Source organism: Rhizobium sp. CC-YZS058 (assembly GCF_034720595.1).
In the GTDB taxonomy this organism is placed as follows: Bacteria; Pseudomonadota; Alphaproteobacteria; order Rhizobiales; family Rhizobiaceae; genus Ferranicluibacter.
In genome coordinates this window covers 426,104-448,842 of record NZ_JAYESJ010000001.1, presented here as the reverse complement: position 1 = coordinate 448,842, position 22,739 = coordinate 426,104, and the positions used below count along the sequence as shown (strand labels likewise).

Annotated in this window: 17 protein-coding genes; 3 read left to right on the top strand and 14 right to left on the bottom strand. The window is 64.3% G+C overall.

The annotated features are described in order from the left end of the window. Nucleotides 1–8: 8 nt before the first annotated feature. The 14 genes from U8330_RS02130 to U8330_RS02065 form a co-directional block, all read right to left on the bottom strand. Nucleotides 9–866 carry a CPBP family intramembrane glutamic endopeptidase gene (locus U8330_RS02130; RefSeq protein WP_323103519.1) on the bottom strand — a complete coding sequence of 286 codons (858 nt, stop codon included), beginning with the start codon at nucleotides 864–866 and terminating at the stop codon, nucleotides 9–11. 126 nt (nucleotides 867–992) lie between these two features. After that, complete coding sequence (locus tag U8330_RS02125; protein ID WP_323103518.1) at nucleotides 993–2,402, bottom strand: GH1 family beta-glucosidase; 1,410 nt, start codon at nucleotides 2,400–2,402, stop codon at nucleotides 993–995. Between the two features lie 489 nt (nucleotides 2,403–2,891). Beyond that, a complete protein-coding gene (locus tag U8330_RS02120) occupies nucleotides 2,892–4,076 on the bottom strand; it encodes a Gfo/Idh/MocA family oxidoreductase (RefSeq protein ID WP_323103517.1) in 1,185 nt (394 codons plus the stop codon). A gap of 208 nt (nucleotides 4,077–4,284) precedes the next feature. Further along, a complete protein-coding gene (locus U8330_RS02115; RefSeq protein ID WP_323103515.1) occupies nucleotides 4,285–5,340 on the bottom strand; it encodes a sugar phosphate isomerase/epimerase in 1,056 nt (351 codons plus the stop codon). A gap of 149 nt (nucleotides 5,341–5,489) precedes the next feature. Beyond that, nucleotides 5,490–6,431, bottom strand: a complete 942-nt coding sequence (locus tag U8330_RS02110; protein ID WP_323103514.1) for a substrate-binding domain-containing protein — start codon at nucleotides 6,429–6,431, stop codon at nucleotides 5,490–5,492. 78 nt (nucleotides 6,432–6,509) lie between these two features. Continuing rightward, nucleotides 6,510–7,514, bottom strand: a complete 1,005-nt coding sequence (locus U8330_RS02105) for an ABC transporter permease (RefSeq protein ID WP_323103513.1) — start codon at nucleotides 7,512–7,514, stop codon at nucleotides 6,510–6,512. Further along, nucleotides 7,511–9,046: a sugar ABC transporter ATP-binding protein gene (locus U8330_RS02100; protein ID WP_323103511.1), complete on the bottom strand. Its 1,536-nt coding sequence runs from the start codon at nucleotides 9,044–9,046 to the stop codon at nucleotides 7,511–7,513. Before U8330_RS02100 ends, U8330_RS02105 begins: the two co-directional genes overlap by 4 nt. A 223-nt stretch (nucleotides 9,047–9,269) precedes the next feature. After that, complete coding sequence (locus U8330_RS02095; RefSeq protein WP_323103509.1) at nucleotides 9,270–10,772, bottom strand: globin-coupled sensor protein; 1,503 nt, start codon at nucleotides 10,770–10,772, stop codon at nucleotides 9,270–9,272. A gap of 251 nt (nucleotides 10,773–11,023) precedes the next feature. After that, nucleotides 11,024–12,331 carry a xylose isomerase gene (gene xylA, locus U8330_RS02090; protein WP_323103508.1) on the bottom strand — a complete coding sequence of 436 codons (1,308 nt, stop codon included), beginning with the start codon at nucleotides 12,329–12,331 and terminating at the stop codon, nucleotides 11,024–11,026. A 44-nt stretch (nucleotides 12,332–12,375) separates the two neighbouring features. Then, nucleotides 12,376–13,833, bottom strand: coding sequence for a xylulokinase (xylB, locus tag U8330_RS02085; protein WP_323103507.1), 1,458 nt, complete (start codon nucleotides 13,831–13,833; stop codon nucleotides 12,376–12,378). A 12-nt stretch (nucleotides 13,834–13,845) separates the two neighbouring features. Next, on the bottom strand, nucleotides 13,846–14,913 hold the full coding sequence (locus U8330_RS02080) for a LacI family DNA-binding transcriptional regulator (protein WP_323103506.1): 1,068 nt from the start codon (nucleotides 14,911–14,913) through the stop codon (nucleotides 13,846–13,848). Between the two features lie 94 nt (nucleotides 14,914–15,007). Continuing rightward, complete coding sequence (locus tag U8330_RS02075) at nucleotides 15,008–16,165, bottom strand: Fic family protein (protein ID WP_323103505.1); 1,158 nt, start codon at nucleotides 16,163–16,165, stop codon at nucleotides 15,008–15,010. 111 nt (nucleotides 16,166–16,276) lie between these two features. Beyond that, nucleotides 16,277–17,884, bottom strand: coding sequence for a DHA2 family efflux MFS transporter permease subunit (locus U8330_RS02070; RefSeq protein ID WP_323103504.1), 1,608 nt, complete (start codon nucleotides 17,882–17,884; stop codon nucleotides 16,277–16,279). A 113-nt stretch (nucleotides 17,885–17,997) separates the two neighbouring features. Further along, nucleotides 17,998–19,239 carry an HlyD family secretion protein gene (locus tag U8330_RS02065; RefSeq protein WP_323103503.1) on the bottom strand — a complete coding sequence of 414 codons (1,242 nt, stop codon included), beginning with the start codon at nucleotides 19,237–19,239 and terminating at the stop codon, nucleotides 17,998–18,000. Nucleotides 19,240–19,384: 145 nt separating this feature from the next. Here U8330_RS02065 and U8330_RS02060 point away from each other — a divergent pair, with 145 nt between their 5' ends. The 3 genes from U8330_RS02060 (at nucleotide 19,385) to gltX (ending at nucleotide 22,728) form a co-directional block, all read left to right on the top strand. Then, nucleotides 19,385–20,092: a TetR/AcrR family transcriptional regulator gene (locus tag U8330_RS02060; RefSeq protein WP_323103502.1), complete on the top strand. Its 708-nt coding sequence runs from the start codon at nucleotides 19,385–19,387 to the stop codon at nucleotides 20,090–20,092. Between the two features lie 183 nt (nucleotides 20,093–20,275). After that, nucleotides 20,276–21,055, top strand: a complete 780-nt coding sequence (locus U8330_RS02055; protein ID WP_323103501.1) for a TerC family protein — start codon at nucleotides 20,276–20,278, stop codon at nucleotides 21,053–21,055. Nucleotides 21,056–21,270: 215 nt separating this feature from the next. Continuing rightward, complete coding sequence (gene gltX / locus U8330_RS02050) at nucleotides 21,271–22,728, top strand: glutamate--tRNA ligase (RefSeq protein ID WP_323103500.1); 1,458 nt, start codon at nucleotides 21,271–21,273, stop codon at nucleotides 22,726–22,728. Nucleotides 22,729–22,739: the final 11 nt, after the last annotated feature.

Sequence of the window (22,739 nt, the reverse complement as noted above, 5' to 3'; positions counted from 1 at the left end):
CAAGGTGGTCACGTGACGTATTCGTCACCTATCGCCATCGCCCGCCCGCGCTTCACGAGGAGCGCGAAGACAACAAGGCCCGCGACCGTGACGAGCGCCCCCACCCGCATGGCAACCGCCGGCGGCCCCAGGAAGGCGATGTCCATCGTGGCATGGAAGATCGCCACGACAAGCACGCTGCCGCCGCTGGCGTTGAAGAGAAAGGTGAGAAGGAAGGCACCGGTGACAAGGCTTGCGAACCACCCGGCCATCCCCGTCGGATCGAGCACGGAAAGCCCGGGGGAAAACAGGAAGAGCGGCCAGTGCCAGACGGCCCAGATGAGTGAGAGCAGCAGCGTAGCGACGACGGGGTGAAAGCGGGACTGGAGCAAAGGCAAAGCGAAGCCGCGCCAGCCGATCTCCTCGCCGAACCCGTAGAAGACCAGCACGGCCAGCCAATAGAGCCAGACCGGCAGTCCGGGAAACTCATCGCTTGGGGAGAGAACGCCGGGCTGAACCGCCGCACCCGCCTCCTGGGCAAGAACCTGCGCGACGAAGAGCACCACAAACGGCCCAAGCCAGGCAATGCCATGCCAGACGACCGCGCCGGGCCCGCCACCGGCCTGCCAATCGAACACCCGCTCCAGCAACCGGCGCAGGCCAGCGCGACCGCCGGCCGCGGTCGCCATGCACAGCCCCGCCACCGCCGGCCCGAGACTTCCCAGAAGATGCAGCAGGCCGAGCCGAGGGTCGTTGGGGAACGCGTCCCGCATCAGCACCTGGAGCAGCCAGAAGGACCAGGAGACGGCATAGGCCATGACGACAAAGCCCACGAGGCGGATCAGCGGCGAAGGCCGCTTCTTCGAACCGAACTCCATGACCATCATGATCCCCATCGCAGCCCGAACACCAGCGCCCGGGCAGGCAAGAACATGAAGAGTACCTAATATGAATTCATGCCGTCCGCCAGAGAGAAGGATGATCGGTATGGAAATGACATCTGGGGCGTCGGATCAGGATGAGCGGTCCTCCGCGCCGACAGAACCACCGTGATTGCCCTTGGGAAAGCTGCGCGCCAGCGACTGGTACCAGAGACCGCTCTTCTTGATCGTGCGCGCCTGCGTGTCGTAATCGACGTGGACGATGCCGAAGCGCATGCGATAGCCCTCCGCCCATTCGAAATTGTCCATCAGGCTCCAGGCGAAATAGCCGCGCATCGGGTAGCCTTCGGCAATCAGGTCGGCCGTGACCGACAAGTGATCGGCGATGTAGTCCAGCCGCGGCTGGTCATCGACCGCCCCGTCCTCGACGCCCATATTGTAGCAGGCGCCGTTCTCGGTGATGTAGCAGTCGGGCAGCGTGTAGCGGGCATTCACAGTGCGGATCAGATCGCCCAGCGCCTGCGGAAAGATCTCCCAGCCGATATCCGTCGTCTCCTGATTGACGAAGGGGGCCGGCTTCGTTGCCGGAAACTCCGCGCCCTCGGTCGGATCATCCGCCACGCGCATCGGGGTGTAGTAGTTGACGCCCCACCAGTCGAGCGGTTGGCTGATCAGCGCAAGGTCGCCGTCCTCGATCGGAGGCATCCGCTCTCCGAGCGCGGAGAGGACGGTGTCCGGATAGGCGCCCTTGAAGATCGGTCCGAAGAAGACGCCGTTGTGGAAGTCGAAGGCGCGTTCGGCGGCGGCCTGATCGGCCGGGGTATCGCTGCCGGCATAGACATGCATGGGATTGATGACGATGCCGACGGGCAGCTTCGGCCGCTCTTCGCGAATGGCGGACACGGCAAGGCCATGGGCGAGGTTGGTGGTGTGCAGCGCATGGAGCGCTGCCTCCATGTTCCGCTCGCCGGGCGCGTGAATGCCGTAGAGATGGCTGAGCCAGACGGAGCACCAAGGCTCGTTGAAGGTCGCCACCGCATCCAGCCGGTCGCCGAGGCGGGCGATCGTGGTGCGGGCATAGCGCTGGAAGGCATAGGCCGTGGAGCGCGCCGTCCAGCCGCCGTCGCCGGCCAGCATCAGCGGCAGGTCCCAATGGTAGAGCGTGGCGAAGGCCTTGATGCCGCGGGCCTGCAGCCCGTCGACCAGACGATCGTAGAAATCCAGGCCCTTCTCGTTGATCGGCCCCGTTCCATCCGGATAGACGCGTGGCCAGGCGATCGAAAACCGGTAGGCCTGGACGCCGAGCGAGGCGATCAGGTCGAGGTCCTGTTCGAGCCGGTGATAGTGATCGCAGGCGACATCGCCATTGTGCCGGCCGAAAACCCGGCCCGGCATGTTCGAAAAGGCATCCCAGATCGAGGGCTTGCGGCCGTCCGCCTTGGCCGCTCCCTCGATCTGGAAGGCGGCTGTCGCGACACCGAACAGGAAATCGCCCGGAAAGCGATCGGCAAGCAGCGCGGGATCGGGGATGCGGTCGGTCATGGCTCAGGTCCTGGTTCGTGGAACTGAAACGTTGCAGTAAATCCACCAGCGGAAAAGTCAACGTGCCGCCTGCAGATGAGAGGAATGTGGGCTGCAGGACGAGAGCGAGAGCCTGGCTCGAAACCGGAGAAGAAGCGCGGCTGATCAGGCTCTTCCCGGCAACAACCGCGTCTGCCGCGCTTGGCAGAACCCCGACGGGCCCGAGGGCACCATCGCCGGGATCCTTGCGACGAGCCATTGCTGTGCGCCGATCCGCCCGAGAGGAGGGCGATGCAACGCCGCAGGGACGCCCATCCGCCGGGCACCGCAGCGCCGACCGCAGCGGCAAATGATGGATGGTTTACCTCAGCGTCGCAAACACAACGAGGATCTGCGCCTGGTTGCCCCCAGACGCAGACCGGCTCGTCATGAACCATTTACCTAAAAATACCTTTAGGCATCTCTACTTTAGGTGATTCGACTTTAGGATCAAGTTGTTTTTCGATCTGTTTAGACTTTCACCCAGCCGCCGTTCTTCTTGGACGAACGAACGCAGGCATCGACAAAAATCATGCCCTTCATCCCGTCGTCCACCGTCGGATAGGTGACGGCCGGATCGAGCGCGGCGCCCGATTGCTTGGCGCGGATCGCCTCTGCAGCTTCGGTGTAGATGGTGGCGAAACCCTCAAGATAGCCCTCCGGATGGCCGGGCGGAATGCGCGAGACGCGGTTGGCCTCGGCGAGTGCGCCGGCGCCCATGCGGGTGATCAACTGCTTGGGCTCTCCATGGCGGGTATACCAGAGATAGTTCGGGTCCTTCTGCGTCCATTCCAGTCCGCCCTTGGTGCCGTAGACCCGCACCTGCAGGCCGTTTTCATGGCCTGGCGCCACCTGGCTGCACCAGAGCATGCCCTTGGCCCGCACACCGTCCTTTTCCTTGAAGCGCAGCAGGACATGGGCGTTGTCGTCCAGCGCCCGGCCTTCGACGAAGCTGTCGAGATCGGCGGCGAGCTCGTCGAGTTCGAGGCCTGAAACGAAGGCGCCGAGATTGTAGCCATGGGTGCCGATGTCGCCGGTGGAGCCGCCGGCGCCGGAGCGCGCCGGGTCGGTGCGCCACTCGGCCTGCTTGGAGCCGGTCTTCTCCACCGCATCGGTCAGCCAGTCCTGCGGATATTCGATCTGCACCAGCCGCACCGTGCCGATATCGCCGCGGGCCACCATGGCACGCGCCTGACGCACCATCGGATAGCCGGTATAATTGTGGGTGAGGATGAAGAGCGCGTCGCTCTCGGCCGCCAGCGCCTGCAGCTTGCGGGCGTCGCTCAAGGTCGAGGTCAGCGGCTTGTCGCAGATCACATGGATGCCGCGCTTGAGGAACTCACGCGCCGCTTCGAAATGGACATGGTTGGGCGTGACGATCGCCACCGCCTCGATGCCGTCCTTCAGCTTGGCCTCGCGGATCGCCATCTGGCGATAATCGGAATAGATGCGCGCGGGGTCGAGGCCCAGATCGCGCCCCGAGGCCTGCGCCTTTTCAGGCGTCGAGGACAGCGCCCCGGCCACCAGCGTGAAGCGATCGTCGAGCCGCGCCGCCATGCGGTGGACCGCGCCGATAAAGGCGCCCGCGCCACCGCCCACCATGCCGAGCCGGATCCGCCCGTGCTTGACCCCATCCGCCTTGCCTTCGATTGCCATCCTGCTCTCCCTTGTTCCTGTCTCGGCCCGCCGCGGCCTCGACCGCTGGCCTAGAGCATTTCCGGCGATGACGGGATCACCTCCAATGCTCTATGTCTTTGTTTTGGCCGCATTGTCCGACGCCGAAGCGATCACGCTTCGGCTGGAAATGCTCTAGTGGCCTGCGCTCCCCTTCGGCAAGGGCGCAGGCCAGTCTTCGTCCGTCTGCTCAGGAAATCCCCAGCATGCGGCGGTTGGCAGCCTCGTCCGTGCCGCCGCCGGCAAAATCGTCGAAGGCCTTTTCGGTCACGCGAATGATGTGATGCTTGACGAATTCGGCGCCCTCGACCGCACCGTCTTCCGGGTGCTTGAGCGCGCATTCCCATTCCACGACCGCCCAGCCGTCGAAATCATTGGCGGTGAGCTTGGAGAAGACGGCGCCGAAATCCACCTGGCCGTCGCCCGGAGAGCGGAAGCGGCCTGCCCGGTTCACCCAGCTCTGGAAGCCGCCATAGACGCCCTGGCGCCCGGTCGGATTGAACTCCGCATCCTTGACGTGGAACATGCGGATCCTGTCCTTGTAGATGTCGAGGTTCTCCAGATAGTCGAGGCACTGGAGGATGTAGTGCGACGGATCGTAGAGCATGCAGGCGCGGGCATGATTGCCGGTGCGCTCCAGGAACATCTCATAGGTGATGCCATCGTGCAGATCTTCGCCGGGATGGATCTCGTAGCAGATATCGACGCCGCACTCTTCGGCATGGTCGAGGATCGGCATCCAGCGGCGGGCGAGTTCGTCGAAGGCGGTTTCCACTAGGCCGGCGGGGCGCTGCGGCCAGGGATAGAGGAAAGGCCAGGCCAGTGCGCCGGAGAAGCTTGCCATGGCATTCAGGCCGAGATTCTTGGACGCGGTCAGCGCCAGCTTGACCTGCTCGACCGCCCATTCCTGCCGCGCCTTCGGGTTGCCGCGCACCTCCGGCGCCGCAAAGCCATCAAAGCCTTCGTCATAGGCCGGATGAACGGCAACCAGCTGGCCCTGCAGATGGGTCGAAAGCTCGGTAATGACGACGCCATTGTCGCGGGCCTTGCCGGCCAGCTCGTCGCAATAGGTCTTGGACGTCGCGGCCTGCTTGAGGTCGATCAGCCGGGAGTCCCAGGTTGGCAGCTGAACGCCGATATAGCCGCAATCGGCGGCCCATTTGGTGATGGAATCCCAGGAATTGAAGGGGGCGGCATCGCCGGCGAATTGCGCGAGAAACAGGCCCGGTCCCTTGATCGTCTTCATCTGTCGTCTCCTTCAAGCTGTCGGCGCCGCGCATCGGCGGGTCGATCCGTCTTCACGCGCCGCCGGCCTCCAGGGGTCCACAATCAGCGACACGGGTGTCAGCCGAAGGCCGCCCGCGGCGGGCGCGGGCGGCCTTCGTGGTCGTGGGATCAGAACGGCGAGTCGGGGAAATAGAAGTTCTTCGCGTTCTCGGGCGTGACGAGCGTCGCGTCCAGCGTATAGGTGCCGCTGACCGGAACCTGGTCGTAGAGCGCCGAGGCGGTCAGTTCCATGGCTGTACCGACCATCGCCGGCGGATAGAGCACATCGACCGGCACCATCTTGTCGCCATCCATGACGCGCTTGATCATGTCCTTGGAACCGGCGCCGGCCACGACATACTGGATGTCCTTGCGGCCGGCCTGTTCGATCGCCTGCAGCACGCCGACGGCCATGTCGTCGTCCTGGCACCAGACCACATCGATCTTCTGATATTTGGTCAGGAAGTCCTGCATGACCTTGAAGGCGTCGTCGCGGTTCCAGTTGCCGTACTGGCGGTCGAGAACCTTGACGTTCGAGCCGGCGATGCCCTTGTCGAACCCGTCCTGGCGCTGCTGGTCGATCGGGATCGGCAGGCCGCGAATGACGACGACTTCGGCGTCCGGCGTCTTCTCGGCAATGTACTTGCCGGCGACTTCGCCGAGCGCCGGGTTGTTGCCGGCGACATAGAGATCACGGATGGTATTGTCGTTCACGCTCGGCGCGCGGTCGACGATCGTCACGAACTTGCCCTTGTCCTTGACTTCCTTGATGGCGTTGACCAGCGGATCCGGGTCGGACGGCAGGATGACCAGTGCGTCGATGCCCTGGACCGAAAGATCCTGCACGGCATTGGCCTGGGTGGCGGCATCCGGCGAGGTCTTGACGATGACGTTCAGGCCCGGATGTTCGGCCATCAGCAGCTTGGCGACGCGCTCGGCATGGAAGACCACGCCCGATGTCCAGCCATGGTCAGCGGCCGGGATCGAGACGCCGATCGTCTTCGTTTCCTGCGCAAACGCGGTAGCGGACATCAGCGCCGCGAGCGCCAGTCCCAGTAGTGTCGTCTTCATGGTTATCTCCTCCCATTGTCGTAAAGGGTCTCTCGGCCTTTTGCCGGGGTGCCCTGCGAACCCTTATTCCTGACCGTTTCAGCCCTTGCGCATCAACGAGCGCTGCACGAGCATGGCGATGATGATGATCGCGCCCTGGATGGCGCTCAGCAGATATTCGCTGACGAAGTTCGACAGCAGCATGATGTTGCCGACGATTTCCAGAATGAAGGCGCCGCAGATCGTGCCCCAGATGCGCCCGACGCCGCCGCGCAACGCCGTGCCGCCGACGACGACGGCGGTGATCGCCTGCAGTTCCCAGAGGATGCCGGTCGTGGCCGAGGTGGAGCCGAGGCGCGGGACATAGATCAGCACGGCGATCGCCACGCACAGGCCCTGGATCACATAGGCGATGGTGCGCACCCGGTTGACATGGATGCCGGAGTAACGCGCGACATCCTCGTTCGAGCCGACCGCCACCACATGGCGGCCATAGCGCGTGCGATAGAGCAGGAAGGCGCCGATGAGGGCGGTGACGAGAATGACGACGATCGGCACCGGCACGCCGAGAATGGTGCCGAAATAGGCGGGACGATAGAGCGACTGGACCGCCGGATCGCGCAGCGTGATGGCGCCGCCCTGGGAAAGCCAGGTGGTGAGGCCGCGATAGATGCCCATGGCGCCGAGTGTCGCGATGAAGGGCTCGATACGCCCGACCGTCGTCACCAGGCCATTGGCGAGCCCGCAGGCAGCCCCGACCAGGATCGCGAGCACCACGCCGCAGGCCAGCGTCAGCGTGGGATCGCCCGTCAGACCGGAGTTCAGGAACAGGATCATCACGCTCGCCACGAAGGCGACCATGGCGCCGACCGACAGATCGAGCCCGCCGGAGGTGATGACGAAGGTGGCGCCGACCGCAATGACCGCAATGAAGGCCGAACGCGTGATGACGTTCGTCATATTGTCGATGCTCAGGAAATTCGGATGCGCGAAGGCGCCCAGCACCAGCAGCAGCGCCAGCGCGATGAAGGGCGCGACGGCGGCAAGATCGAGGTCCTTGAGAGAGCGTGTCGGCTTTGGCCCCTCGGCGGCGAGATTGGTCATGATGCAGTCCTCAAAGCAGCCTCTTGCGTAACGCCGGTGGCGAGCACGACGATCTCGTTCTCCGTCATGGCGGCGCCGGACAGCTCTCCGGCGATCTCGCCGTTGCGCATGACCAGGATCCGGTCGCAAATGCCGATCAGCTCCGGCATTTCAGAGGAGACGACGATGATCGAGCGCCCTTCCGCGGCAAGTTTCGCAATGAAGGCGTAGATCTGTTCCTTGGTGCCGATGTCGATACCGCGCGTGGGCTCGTCGATGATGACGATCCGTGGCTCGAGCATCATCATCTTGGCAAGCAGCAGCTTCTGCTGGTTGCCGCCCGAAAGCTGGGCGGCCAGCAGGTCCTTGCGCCGGGTGCGGATGTCGAAATCGCGGATGGCGGTGTCGAGCGCCTCGTCCTCGCGCTTGCGATCCACCTGGCCCCCGCGGGAAAAGCGGCCGAGGGCGGCGAGCGTGAGGTTGACGCGCAGATCCTTGGTGAGCAGCAGGCCCTTGCCCTTGCGATCCTCGCTCAGATAGACGATGCCCGCCCGGAGACTCGCCTTCACGTCGGCAAACCGCACCGGACGGCCATCCATCAGGATCGTGCCCTTGGATGGCCGAAGGCCGACCATGCCCTCCATCAGTTCCGTACGACCGGCGCCGATCAAACCGGCAAAACCGAGGATCTCGCCCTTGCGCAGCGTGAAGGACGCATGGCGGGCATAGCCGGGCACGGTGAGATCGGAAACCTCGAGCACGGCCTCGCGCGAGGCCGCCTCGTGACGGTCGGGATAGAGCTTGGCGACATCGCGGCCGACCATCAGCCGCGCCATGTCGGACGGCTCGAGCGTGCGTGCTTCATGCGAGGCGACCAGGCGCCCGTCGCGCAGCACCGTCACCCGGTCGGCGATCTCCTTCACTTCCGGCAGACGGTGGGAAATGTAGAGAACGGCCACGCCGCGCGCGCGGATATCGCGGATGAGCTGCAGCAGGGCCGCTGTTTCATGCGGGGTCAAGGATGCAGTCGGCTCATCGAAAATGACAAGACGGTGCGGCACGAGGAGGACGCGCGCGATCTGCACCAGCTGGCGCTGGGCGATCGACAGCCGGCCGACGATGGCCTTGGGATCGAGATCGGCCCCGAGCGCGCGAATGGCCGCGCGCGCGCCATCGTTCATGGCCCGGTCGTCCAGCGTCAGACCGCGCCCGATCTCGCGGCCGAGATAGACATTCTGCGCCACGGTGAGATCCGGCGCGAGGAGGATTTCCTGGTGGACGAGGACAATGCCCTTCTGCTCGGCATCCACCGGCCCGCTGAAGGTGACGGGCGCTCCATCGATCAGGATTTCGCCCCGCGTCGGCTGGTGATTGCCGGCGAGAATCTTCATGAGCGTGGATTTGCCGGCGCCGTTCTCGCCGATGATCGCATGGACCTGGCCCGCCTCGACGGTCAGGTCGATGCCCTTCAGCACTTCGACCATGCCAAAGCTCTTGGACAGCCCGCTGGCGCGCAGCAAGGGTTCGCCCGCGGGCGAAACAACATGGCTCATCGAGGCGCCCCCACCCGCAGCAGAAATGGGACGGGTCGCACGCGCACACAGGCATGGCTCAAGGCGCCGACAAGGACCGGCGCCTCAGCCGTTCGGGCTGATCGTATCGTCAAGCTAAAGTCTCCTCCGGGGAGAAAAGCTAGCCGAAACGATGAGGTACGTAAAGCAGAAAGACGATGATCACGCTTACGTTAAACAGCGACTTGCTTGAGAGTTCAATTATTTAAGCTGTGCGATATCTATGCCGGCTTTGCTGGCTTTCCTGCGTCGAAATCACGAAGCGGCCGGTGAGTTCCCGCATCGTCTGGCTGATGCGCAGCAGCTCCTGCGTGGCGGCATTGGTCTCTTCCACCATGGCCGCATTCTGCTGGGTGATCTGGTCCATATTGTTGACGGCGCTGTTGATTTCGGAGAGCCCCGTTGCCTGCTCGCGGGCGGAACCGGAGATGGCATCGATATGGCCGTTGATCGACACGACATGGTCGCCGATGCTTTTCAAGGCCTCGCCGGTGCGGTTCACGAGCGAAACGCCGGTCAGCACATCGGCAAAGGACTTGTCGATCAGCCCCTTGATTTCGCGGGCTGCCTCGGCGGATTTCTGGGCGAGATCGCGCACCTCCTGCGCCACGACCGCGAAGCCCTTGCCGGCCTCCCCGGCCCGCGCCGCCTCGACGCCTGCATTGAGCGCCAGGAGATTGGTCTGGAACGAGATCTGGTCGATGACGCCGATGATCTGGGTGATGCGGCGTGAGGACTCCTCGATCGCGCTCATGGCACTGATCGCCTCCCGGACTACTTCGCCGGACCGCTGCGCCTCGCTCGTGGCCGTGACCACGATCCGTCGCGCCTCCTCGGTGCGGGCAGCGGCACTTCTGGCCGTGGTGGTCAGCTCCTCGAGCGCCGCCGCCGTCTCTTCCAGCGCCGCTGCCTGCTTCTCGGTGCGCCGGGCCGTATCGTCGGTCGCCCGCGAGAGTTCGGCCGCATTGTCGGCGGTCTGCTCGGCCGCCCCGACGATGGCGCTGATCGTTCCGTCCAGCGTGGAGACGGCGGAGTTGAAATGATCGCGCATCGGCGCGAACTGGCTGGCGAGACCGGTATTGACCGCAGCCGTCAGATCGCCGCCGGAAAGCAGCTTCAGCGCCTGTTCGAGCGCGCCGAGCGCCGCCACCTGTTCGGCGGCCAGCGCCGCGCGCTGGTCTTCGGAGCGCTTGCGCTCCTCCTGCAACGCGTCGAGATAGACGCTGATCGCGAAGTCCATATCCAGAAAGGCCGCCTTGGCGACGGCGGCGATCTCCGTGCTCAGCTGCTTGCTCTTCTTGCGCTGGAAACGGCCGCCAAGATGCTTTTCGACGACGGCATGGATGATGCCTTCGATGATCAGCGCGTAACCGCCGATGTACCAGCGCGGCTCCAGCCCGAGACGGGCATGGGTCATGCCGATGGCGGTGACGGCCGAGACATAGTCCTGGTCGAACTTGCCTTCGGCAAGCCGGTCCCAGTGCCGGACCTGGCGCGCCTTGGCGCTGTCGGCATGCGCCTTGCCGGAGAAGAAGCGTGCCGTTTCGGGGTTGCGGGTGGCCTTGGCGTAGAAGGCGTCCAGCGCGCCGTCAAGCGAGGCGGCAATGGTCGGTCGCGCTTCACGAAGCGCGTCCCGGTCGGCTTGTCCGATACCGATGAAATCGAGACGTTCGGAGAGGCTCTGCGAGGCAGATGATGCTGTGGTCATTTCGGGCTCCTGACCGGACGGCAACCCAGCCGTGCATGCCCCCATGCCGATCCGTGCCGCCACGCCCTCAGCAATGCCGGAGCGGCCCTAATGAATATTAAATGAAACTCTCAACGAACTCAGTTTGCGGTTGTCGAAGCTGCGCAACTAGCAGAATTAGCGATATGCCTCGATGCCGCGCGGGGAGGAACGGTCAGAAACTGACCAAGGGGACGCGGCGCTCCGCGCCCCCTTGGGAGAAGGCTGGCCGATCAGACGTAGCGGTTGACGATGTTTTCGAGCAGCTCCTGGCGGCCCGACTTCGGCTGCGGGTTGAGATCGGTCGCCTCGACATGGGCGGCAAGCTCTTCCAGCGACATCGCCGTCAGGCGCTTCTGGCCTTCCGCACTCTTCCAGCCGGCATAGCGCTCGTCGAGCGGGCCGGAGAGCGCCTTGTCCTCGATCATCCGGGCGGCGGCCTTCAGGCCGCGGGCGCAGCAATCCATGCCGCCGATATGGCCGATCAGCAGATCCTGCGGGTCGAGCGACTGGCGGCGCAGCTTGGCATCGAAGTTGGTGCCGCCGGTGGTGAAGCCGCCGCCTGCCAGGACCTGGTAATAGGCGAGCGCCATTTCCGGAACATTGTTGGGGAACTGGTCCGTATCCCAGCCCGACTGGTAGTCGTTGCGGTTCATGTCGATCGAGCCGAAGATGCCGAGCGCATTGGCGAGCGCCAGCTCGTGCTCGAAGGAATGGCCGGCAAGGATCGCATGGCCCTGCTCGATGTTGACCTTGACCTCGTTTTCCAGCCCGTAGGACTTGAGGAAGCCATAGACCGTGGCGACGTCATAATCGTACTGATGCTTGGTCGGCTCCTGCGGCTTGGGCTCGATCAGGATCGCGCCCTTGAAGCCGATCTTGTGCTTGTACTCGACCACCATGTTGACGAAGCGGCCGAGCTGGTCGAGCTCCTGCTTCAAATTGGTGTTGAGCAGCGTTTCGTAGCCCTCGCGCCCGCCCCAGAGCACATAGTTCTCACCGCCGAGCTTAAGCGTCGCATCCATGCAGGTCTTCACGGTCGCCGCCGCAAAGGCGAAGACATCCGGATCGGGATTGGTGGCGGCACCCGACATGTAGCGGCGGTGCGAGAAGAGGTTCGCCGTGCCCCAGAGCAGCTTGACGCCGGTTTCCGCCTGCTTGCCGGCGAAATAATCGACGATCTCGTTCAGGTTCCGGGTGTTTTCCTTGAAGCTGGCGCCTTCCGGCCGCACGTCGGCATCGTGGAAGCAATAATAGGGCGCGCCAAGCAGGGAGAAGAATTCGAAGGCCACATCGGCCTTCATCTTCGCGGCCTCCATCGTATCCTTGAACCAGGGACGCTCGAAGGTCTGGCCGCCAAAGGGGTCGCCGCCCGGCCAGACGAAGGTATGCCAATAGGCGACGGCAAAGCGCAGATGGTCTTCCATCCGCTTGCCCATCACCACCTCGTCGGGATTGTAATGGCGGAAGGCCAGCGGATTGGTGCTGTCCGGCCCTTCATAGCCGATCTTCTGGATGTCGCCGAAAAAGCCGGTGCTCATGAGTGGTTTCCTCTGTGTGTTGTGTGTTGTCGTTGGATGATGGGTCAGCCGGCCATGGCCGTGCGGACGGCCGGATAGAGCCGGCGGTAGCGCTGGTAGGCTTCCTCATAGGCGCCGGTCAGCGCCTGTTCGGGATCGATGGTGGCGGCCGTGCGCGGTGCGGTGAAGACGGACAGCGGGTCGGCCCCCGTCGCCGCGACAAGGCCCAGACGCGCGGCCCCGAAGGCTGCGCCGAAATCGCCATCGGCGGGGAGATCGACCGGAATATCGAGCGCGGTGGCGATCGAGGACAGCCAGGTCCGCGACCGCGAGCCGCCGCCGATGGCTGTGACCCGCTTCAGTTCGGTGCCGGCACTTTTCAGCGCTTCCAGACTGTCGCGGATCGCAAAGCTGACGCCTTCCAGCACGGCCTGGGTCAGGACGACGCGGCTGCTCTCGTGGCCGAGGCCGGCAAAGACGGCGCGGATCGCGGCATCATTGTGCGGCGTGCGCTCGCCGGAGAGATAGGGCAGGAAGGTGACGCCGGTCGGCGCCTTCAGCCCCTCGCCGAGCTCGGCGGTCAGTTCCGCGGCGCTACGGCCGGTCACACCCGCATGCCAGTTCAGCGCGTCGGTTGCCGACAGGATGACGCCCATCTGATGCCAGGTGTTCGGCAAGGCGTGGCAGAAGGCATGGACCGCACTCTCCGGATTGGGCAGGTAGCGGGCATTGGCGGCGAAGAGCACGCCCGAGGTGCCGAGCGAGACGAAGGCATGGCCTTCGCCGATCGTGCCCATGCCGCAGGCGGAGGCCGCATTGTCGCCGGCGCCACCGGCCACGACCACGCCCTCGCCCATGCCCCATTCGGCCGCAAGCGCGGCCTTCAGCCGGCCGGCCGCCTCCGTGCCTTCGACCAGCTGCGGCATCTGCCGCTCCTCGAGGTCCGTCGCGGCGAGAAGATCGGAAGACCAGGCGCGCTTGCCGGTATCGAGCCAGGAGGTTCCGGCCGAATCCGACATTTCCGACATATGCTCGCCGGTCAGCCAGAGGCGCAGATAATCCTTGGGCAGCAGCACCCAGCGAACCTTGGCGAAGATTTCCGGCTCGTGCCGGGCGACCCAGGCGAGCTTGGGCGCGGTGAAGCCCGGAAAAACAATATTGCCGGTCAGCGCCCGGAAGCGCGGATCGGCGTCGAGGGCCGCCGCCTCCGCAAAGGAGCGCGTGTCATTCCACAGGATGCAGGGCCTCAGCACGGCATCGGCGTCGTCGAGCAGCGTGGCACCATGCATCTGGCCGGAGAGGCCGATGCCGCGCACGGCGGCAAGCTCGGCCGGGTGGGCGGCCTTGAGCGCCGCAATGGCCTCCTTCGTCGCCGCGATCCAGTCGGCCGGGTCCTGCTCCGACCAGCCGGCATGGGGGCGCGAGACCTCAAGCGCGCCTGAGCCGGACCCGACGATCCGCTGGTCGTCGTCCATCAGGAGCGCCTTGACGCCCGAAGTTCCAAGATCGATGCCGAGATACATGCCTGCCGTCTCCTATGCCGCGTCCGGCGATCGCGCCGGCGCCTCTGCCTCGCCTTCGGCGAAGGGCAGATTGTCCTTCAAGAAAATGTCGATGCGGATCCGCTCCTGCGCCTCGATGACTGCGACGCCGTCCGCCCGCGCCTTGAGGACGCGGATCGCGCTGCGCACCTCGTGTCCCGCATCCTGGTTCAGCACGGCATCGATCAAGCCCGCTTCGAGCGCCAAGCGCGTATGGGCCGTCAGTTCATGGGCGATAACCGCGCGCGGGCGGAACGAGGGCTGCCCGCGCAAGGCAGCGATGAGGCCGCGGTTGCCGGCGCCCAGGCTGTAGATGCCGGAAATCTCCCGCGACTGCGACAGCAGCGCCCCGACCAGCCGTTCGGCCTCGGCCGGATCGTCCTGGGCTTCCAGAACCGGCAGGATCTCGTGGCCCGCCTCACCCATCGCCGCGCGGAATCCTTCCAGCCGCTCGCGATGGTCGATCACGCGCATGGAGCCTGCCAGCACGGCGACGCGTCCCCTGCCGGGACCGATGAACCGACGCATGAGCCCACCCGCCGTGCGCCCGGCCGCGATATTGTCGATGCCCGCAAAATGGCTGCGGCAATGGGCGGGAAGGTCAGAGACCAGCGTGACCAGAGGAACGCCGGCATCCTTCAGGCGCAGCGCCGCCGCCTCGACTTCGGGCGCATCGACGGCGACGACCGCCACGCCCGCCGGCCGCGCCTGCTCCGCGGCATCGAGCGCTTCGGCGAGCGCCGCAGGATCGAAAGGAGGAACGGTGACAAGCGAGATCGCCACGCGATCGACCGCCGCGCGCTGCATGGCTTCCCGTACCCGCGCCTCGAGCCCGCGCATGAAGGAATTGTCGCCAGACGGCAAAATGAAGAGAAAGGAATAGACGCGGCCCTTGGCAAGGTTGGCGGCCGCCATGTCGCGCTCATAGCCGATATCGCTGATCGCGGCTTCGACGCGGGCGCGCGTGGCCGCCTTGACGCCCGGCCGCCGGTTCAAGACCCGGTCCACCGTCGCCAGGCTCACCCCCGCCGCCGCCGCAATGTCATGAACCGTTGGCCGCATGCTCTCCTCCGGCCAGAAGGCTTAGAGGATTTTCTGATGTACGTAAATCAGAAATTTTTCGAGGCCTCTCTGCAGCTGATCTTGAAGGCCTGCTCTACTGGAAGAGGTCGATGTAATCTCCGTAGCGAAATGCTCGGTTTCGGGTGCGGCCGGTCATTTCCGTGAGGATTCCGATCTGTTCCATCCGTCCGACGATCTGATTAGCACCGGCATGCGTCACGTTCAGTCGGCGGGCAACATCATTCACGCTGACGACAGGGTGGCTGAACAGATGTTCGAGAAGAAGGAGGCCGTTGCCTGCAGAGCGTCCAAGTCGCTCAACGATGACCTGCCGGTGTCGCTTTCTGAGGGAGACGATCTGACGCGACGTAAGGGTTGCTTCTCCGCTCACCTCTGCGACACCACGGAGAAAGAACTTCAGCCATGCCTCCCACGACCCATCGTCTCTGACTGCCTGTAGGTGCTCATAGTAAGCGGCACGATGCCGCTTGAAGTAATGGGAGATATACAAGACAGGTTGACTGAGAATTCCCCTTGCACAGAGCAGCAGGGTGATCAGCAAGCGACCGACCCGCCCGTTTCCGTCTAGAAAAGGATGGATTGTCTCGAACTGCACGTGAATCAAGCCAATCTTGATCAGATCGGGAAGAGGGCTCTCCGAGAGAACAAACTTTTCGAGGTCTGAGAGTGCCGACGGGACTTCATGCGGAGGCGGGGGAACGAAGCTCGCATCGCTCAAGTTACAACCACCGTGCCCGATCCAGTTTTGAGACCGCCGGACTTCGCCCGGATTGCGCTCTTGTCCACGAACCTCCCGCATCAGTTCAGCATGCAATTCTGTAATGAGTCGCGTGCAAACTGGAAGGTCGGCAAGTCTCGCAAGCCCGTGATGCATCGCGCGGATGTAGTTAATCACCTCGCGAACATCATTTGGCCGGTTCGGCTCAAAGAGATGAGCTTCGGCTTTCAGAATGTCTGCAAGAGAGGATTGCGTTCCCTCGATCTGGCTGGAGAGAACAGCTTCTTTCCTGACATACATCAACACAAACAGGTCAGGATTGGGTAGCGTCTGGATCGATCCGTCCAAGCGGCCGAGTGCCCGATCCGCGTCGGACAGCAGCGCCTGCATGTCGGCATCGATCTGCAGATCGGGCGCATGCGGTGGAAGGCCGTTCGGGATGAAGGCCTTGTATCCTGTCGGTTGGGTAACGTAGTGGCCGGCTCGTCCACTCGCTTTCAGCCGCAAGTTCATGTCGAGTTATCCAACGCTGGCAGAGATAAGACGCGGATCAACCTCGTATATCATACGCAGCGTTTTACAAGGCAGGAGCCTCCGCTCATATCCAACGCGGCCGCCGCTGCCTCAATGCCCGCCGCCTCCGCCTCCGCGGGCCTGCATTTGCGGGCGTTTGATCAGGGAGACGCAGAGGATGAGGGCCGTGAAGAGGGCGGTGAGGATGAGGAAGACGTCGGCGAAGGAGAGGATCGTCGCCTGCTGCTGGACGATGCCCGCCACCCGCTGGAGCGCGATGGTCGAGCCATCCATGCCATGGGCCGTGTAGTTGCCGGCAATGTTTCTCAGCATGTCGAGCGCTTCCGGATTGCTCCAGGTCACATGTTCGGACAGCTGCGCATAATGCATGTCCTCGCGCCGGGTGAGGATGGTGTTGATGGCGGCGAGCCCGACTGCGCCGCCGAGGTTGCGGGTCAGGTTGAAGACGCCGGAGGCGCCGCGGATCCGGTCGGGCGACAGCGTGCCGAGTGCGACATTGTTGATCGGCACCATGCACATCATCATCCCGAAGCCGCGCAGCACCTGCGGGATCAGGAGCTCGTAGAAATCCCAGTCGGTGGTGATGCCGCTCATGATCCAGGTGCCGAGCGAGAAGGAGGCGAACCCCATGACCATCATCACCCGCGGATCGAGCTTGCCGGACAGGACACCGGCGATGGGCGCGGTGACGAACATGGCGAGGCCGGAGACGAACATGGTCTCGCCGATCATCAGCGAATCGTAATGACGGATCTGCCCGAGATAGAGCGGGTAGAGATAGGTGAGCCCATAGAGGCCGATGCCCATGATGAAGGAGAAGAGCGAGCCGAAGGCGAAGTTCCGGTTGGTGAAGGCGCGCAGATCCACCACGGGGAAATCCACGGTGAAGACGCGGTAGAAGAACACGACCGCCGCCACCACGCTCGCCACGGCGCCGAGCACGATGTGGCTGTCGCTGAACCAGTCGTTAGTGTTGCCTTCCTCCAGCACATATTCGAGCGCGCCGAGGAAGACGCCCATGGAGATCAGGCCCCACCAGTCGAACTTGCGAATGAGCGACAATTCCGGCTTGTCGAAGTCGATATAGTTCCAGGTCACGATCGCCACCACGATGCCCGGCGGAATATTGACCAGGAACAGCCAGTGCCAGGAGAAGGCATGGCTGAGATAGCCGCCGACGGTCGGGCCGATGGTGGGTGCGAGCGTCGCGATGAGGCCGATGATCGGCGAGACGATGGTGCGCTTGGACGGCGGGAAGATGGTAAAGGCAGCCGCGAAGACGGACGGGATCATGCCGCCGCCGATGAAACCCTGCAGCGCACGATAGATGATCATCTGGTCGATGCTGGTGGCCGTGGCGGCGAGCGCACTGGCAATCGTGAAGCCGGTGGCCGAGGCGGCGAAGAGCACGCGCGTCGACACGATGCGCGCCAGCGTGCCCGACAGCGGGATCATGATGACTTCGGCGATCAGATAGGACGTCTGCACCCAGCCGATCTCGTCGGAGCCGGCGGAGATGCCGGCCTGGATCTCGGCCAGCGAAGCCGAGACGATCTGGATGTCGAGGATCGACATGAACATGCCGACCACCATGGCGAAGAAGGCGATCAGCCGCTTGCGGTCCATCGTCTCCGCGGGTGCCGCGGGCGCGCCGGCGCGCCCCATGCTGCCGGCCGTTGCTGCTGCTGTCTGGGCCATGGCTTGCTCCCAAAGCGTCGCCTTGCCGGCCGGTTGCCGGGGTTCAAGGCCTGCGGATTGCTTGGATGAGGATGGGCCGAAGGGGGCGCCGGCTCTCCGACGCCCGGTGCGGCTTAGCGGGCGGCCGTCTGCGCTGCGGCAGGCGCCGTGCGGGTGTCGACATCGACGACGACACTCAGGCCCGCGCGCAGGCGTCCGCTGTTCAGCGCCTCCTTCGGCAGAGCGATGCGCACCGGCACGCGCTGGATGACCTTGGTAAAGTTGCCCGTCGCATTTTCCGGCGGCAGCAGAGAGAAGACCGAGCCGGAGGCCGGCGCGATCGACTGGACGGTCGCCTCGATCGGGTGATCGTCATAGGCGTCGACATGGACCATGACCTTGGACCCAGGCACGAGGCCGGCAATCTGGGTTTCCTTGAAGTTGGCGTCGATATAGAGCGCGTTGACCGGAACAAGCGCAGCCAGGCGCTGGCCGGCCGAAACGAGATCGCCCGCCTGAACGGCGAGATTGCCAACGACGCCATCATAGGGCGCCTTCAGCACGGTGAAGGAGAGGTCGCGCTCGGCCTTGTCGCGCGCAAGCTCCAGCGAACGGATGGTGCTTTCCGCCTCGGCGCGCTGGGCCTCGAGAACGGAGATATTGGCGGAGGCCGCCTGGATGGTCGCATCGGCTGCGAGGAGGTTGGCGCGGGCCTGGTCAAGCGCGACATTGGCCTGATCGAGAGAGGCGACCGTGCCGACCTCCTTCGACTGCAGCGTGCTGGCCCGCTTCTGGGTGATCTCGGCGCCGCGCACGGCGGCGGTCAGCGCCCCCTTCTGCGCCTCGGCTTGGGCAAGGCTTGCCCGCGCGCCGGTGATCTGGGCATCGAAGCGCTTGAGCGACAGCCGCTCGGTGGCGATCTGCGCTTCGGCCTGGTCGGCCGCGATGCGATAATCGCCGTTGTCGAGGGTCACCAGCGGATCGCCCGCCTTGACGGTCTGATTGGCCACGACATTGACCGTCTCGACATAGCCCGAGACCTTGGGCGAGATCGAGGTGAGGTCGCCCTCGATATAGGCGTCATCGGTGGAGATCATGAAGCGGCCGGTGGTCCACCACTCATAGCCGAACCAGCCCGCCGCACCGAGAACCGCCAGACCGATGATCGGCAGCAGGATGCGCTTGCGCTTCGGCTTCGCCGGGGCTTCCGCCGTTGCCGGCGCGGGGGTGGCGACGGGTGCCTCGCTCTGTCGGGCTTCGACTGGCGCGACCTCGGGCCGTGCTTGCGCCGCCGGCTCGCCGGCTGCGGCAGTCTCTGCCTCGAAGCGTTCGTCGACCGGGCGCACACGCGCCGCCTTGCTGCTTGATCCTGCCATGGCGGAACCCTGTTTCAGGAGAATTGAAATTAAACCGAACGGTTCGGTTCGAATTGACATAGTCGCCTTCTTCGCCCATATCAAGGGGAAATCGAACCGAGCGGTTCGAAATGTAATCGCGTCGTTAAGAAAGGTCCGGCATCCCATGACGTCCCCTGCCCGCTCCGGCCGTACCAAGACCGCAGCCGCCGCATCGTCAGCCCCCGCAAGCGCGCTTTCCGGAGCCACAGGTGGCGGCCGGAAGGCGGCCGGCGAGGATCCGGTCAAACGCGAGCAGATCATCGACGGCGCCAAGCGGGTGTTCATGGCCGGCGGCTTCGATGCGGCCAGCATGAACGACATCACCCGCGAGGCCGGCGTTTCGAAGGGCACGATCTATGTGTATTTCGACAGCAAGGACGATCTGTTCATTGCCATGATCGAGCGGGAGCGGGCCCGCATCGTTGCGACGGTGAAGTCGGTTCTGCATGTCAACGGGCCGGTGGAGCAGGCGCTGCGCGATTTCGGCATCGCCTTCGTCACCCATATGTGCTCGGACCAGACGGTGCGCGGCATGAAGATGGTGCTGGGGGTCAGCGAGCGCATGCCGGCGCTCTGCCAGCGCTTCTTCTCGAGCTCACCGGAAAACGGCTATACGATCCTGAAGGCCTTTCTGGAGAAGAAGGTCGCCGAAGGCGTGCTCGAGGTCGAGGATCCCGACCTTGCCGCCCGCCAGTTCATCGAGCTCTGCATGCCGGGTCTCTTCAAGCGCCGCATCTTCGGCTTCATGGCAACGCCGCCGGAGCAGGCGGAGGTGGAACGCATGGTCTCATCCGCCGTCTCGATGTTCCTCAAGAGCTACAAACGCGGCTGAACGCGAAAAAGTGACCGGATAACGCAGCTTTTGCTGGTAGCGGCGCGCTTGCCCTTCCCTTTGCGAATCATAGATTAGCCATCGGTTGTCCGGCTCATCCGGTCCGACCGATCTCGCCCGCGCGCTTCGTCCATCGTCGACGAGGCCGTTTCCACCTTTTCCATCGAGGAAGGACCCTCCCCGATGCAGGATTTCCTGCTGATCTTCCAGGACCCCACCGCCTGGGTCGCTCTCGTCACCCTCGTCGTCATGGAAGTCGTGCTCGGCATCGACAACCTGATCTTCATCTCCATCCTGACCAACAAGCTTCCGGCCGAGATGCGCGAGCGGGCCCGCAAGATCGGGATCGGACTGGCGCTGGTCATGCGGCTCGGACTGCTCTTCACCATCGCCTGGATCGTCCAGCTGACCCAGCCGGTCTTCACCGCCTTTGGCCATGACTTTTCGTGGAAGGATCTGATCCTCATCGCCGGCGGCCTGTTCCTCGTCTACAAGGCGACCAAGGAGATCCACCATTCGGTCGACGTGACCGACAGCAAGGAAGACCTGGTCGGCGCCGGCAAGAATGCCGCGCAGGTCACCTTCGCTTCGGCCATCGGCCAGATCCTGGTGCTCGACCTGGTCTTCTCGATCGACAGCATCATCACCGCCGTCGGCATGACGCCGCATGTGCCGATCATGTTCATCGCCGTCATCGCCGCCGTCAGCGTCATGCTGCTGGCCGCAACGCCACTTGCCAACTTCATCGAGAAGAACCCGACCATCGTCATGCTGGCGCTCGCCTTCCTGCTGATGATCGGCGGCACGCTGATCGTCGAAGGCTTCGGGGTGCATGTGCCGAAGGGCTATATCTACGCCGCCATGGCCTTCTCCGCCGGCGTGGAAGCGCTCAACATGTTCTCCCGCCGCCGGCGCGACCGCATCAAGGCTGCCCAAGGCGGCGTGCCGCCCACCCGCCATTGAGAGTGATCGGCGCGCCGGGCCCCTTTCGTCCAGCGCGCCTTTCGCAACAGGGTGCGAAGACCGGCCTCGTCTTGACGGGGACGGGTTAATATGGTCTCACGGCCGCCGACCTGGAGCCGGCCCCGGCCGGCCGCCTTTGCGCGGCCAGAACGGCGCTGCCTCCGCCGACCGTCCCCTCTCCGTTTCGCCCCGTTACCGGGGCTACAGGCCAGATCATGACCGACAGACCAGTCCGGGTGCGCATCGCCCCTTCCCCCACCGGCGAGCCGCATGTCGGCACGGCCTATATCGCACTGTTCAACTATCTCTTCGCCAAGAAGAACAACGGCACCTTCATCCTGCGCATCGAGGATACGGACGCGACCCGGTCCACGCCGGAATTCGAACAGAAGGTGTTGGACGCCTTGAAATGGTGCGGGCTCGACTGGGCGGAAGGCCCCGATATCGGCGGCCCCTTTGGCCCCTATCGCCAGTCCGACCGCAAGGACATCTACAAGCCCTATGTGGAGAAGATCGTCGAGGCCGGCCACGGCTTCCGCTGTTTCTGCACGCCGGCCAGGCTGGAGGAGATGCGCGAGGCGCAGCGCGCCGCCGGAAAGCCGCCGAAATATGACGGGCTCTGCCTGCACCTGTCCGCCGAGGAGGTGACGACCCGCGTCGAGGCCGGCGAACCGCATGTGGTGCGCATGAAGATCCCGACGGAGGGCGTCTGCTCCTTCGTCGACGGCGTCTATGGCCCGGTGGAAATCCCCTGGGATGCGGTGGACATGCAGGTTCTGCTCAAGGCGGACGGCATGCCGACCTATCACATGGCCAATGTGGTCGACGACCATCTGATGCAGATCACCCATGTGGCCCGCGGCGAGGAATGGCTCGCCTCCGTGCCGAAGCATATCCTGCTCTATCGCTATCTCGGCCTTGAGCCGCCGGTGTTCATGCATCTCTCGCTGATGCGCAATGCAGACAAGTCGAAGCTGTCCAAGCGCAAGAACCCGACCTCGATCTCCTATTACTCCGCGCTCGGCTATCTGCCGGAAGCGCTGATGAACTTCCTCGGCCTGTTCTTCATCCAGATCGCCGAAGGCGAAGAGATGCTGACCATGGACGAACTGTCCGCCAAGTTCGACCCCGACAACCTCTCCAAGGCCGGCGCGATCTTCGACGTTCAGAAGCTCGACTGGCTGAACGGCCGCTGGCTGCGCGAGGGCCTCACCGAAGAACAGTTCATCGCCCGCGTGCTGGACTGGGCAATGGAGAACGACCGCATCCGCGAAGGCCTGCGCCTGTCGCAGTCGCGCATTTCCAAGCTCGGCGAACTGCCGGATCTGGCGGGATTCCTTCTGAAGTCCGATCTCAATCTCGATGCCTCAGCTTTCGCCAAGATCAAGTCCTCGCCCGAAGAGCTCAACGAGATCTTCAAGACCGTGCAGGCCGATCTCGAAAAGATCGTCGAGTGGAACGCCGCGTCGGTGGAAGCCGAGCTGCGCGCCATCGCCGACCGGATGGGCAAGAAGCTCAAGGTGGTGCTGGCACCGCTGTTCGTGGCAGTCTCCGGCTCGCAGCGCTCGCTGCCGCTTTTCGATTCCATGGCCATTCTCGGCCGCTCGGTCGTGCGCCAGCGCCTGAAGATGGCCGGCCAGATCGCGGCCTCCATGGCCGGCAGTGGCAAGTAGAACAAGGCTGA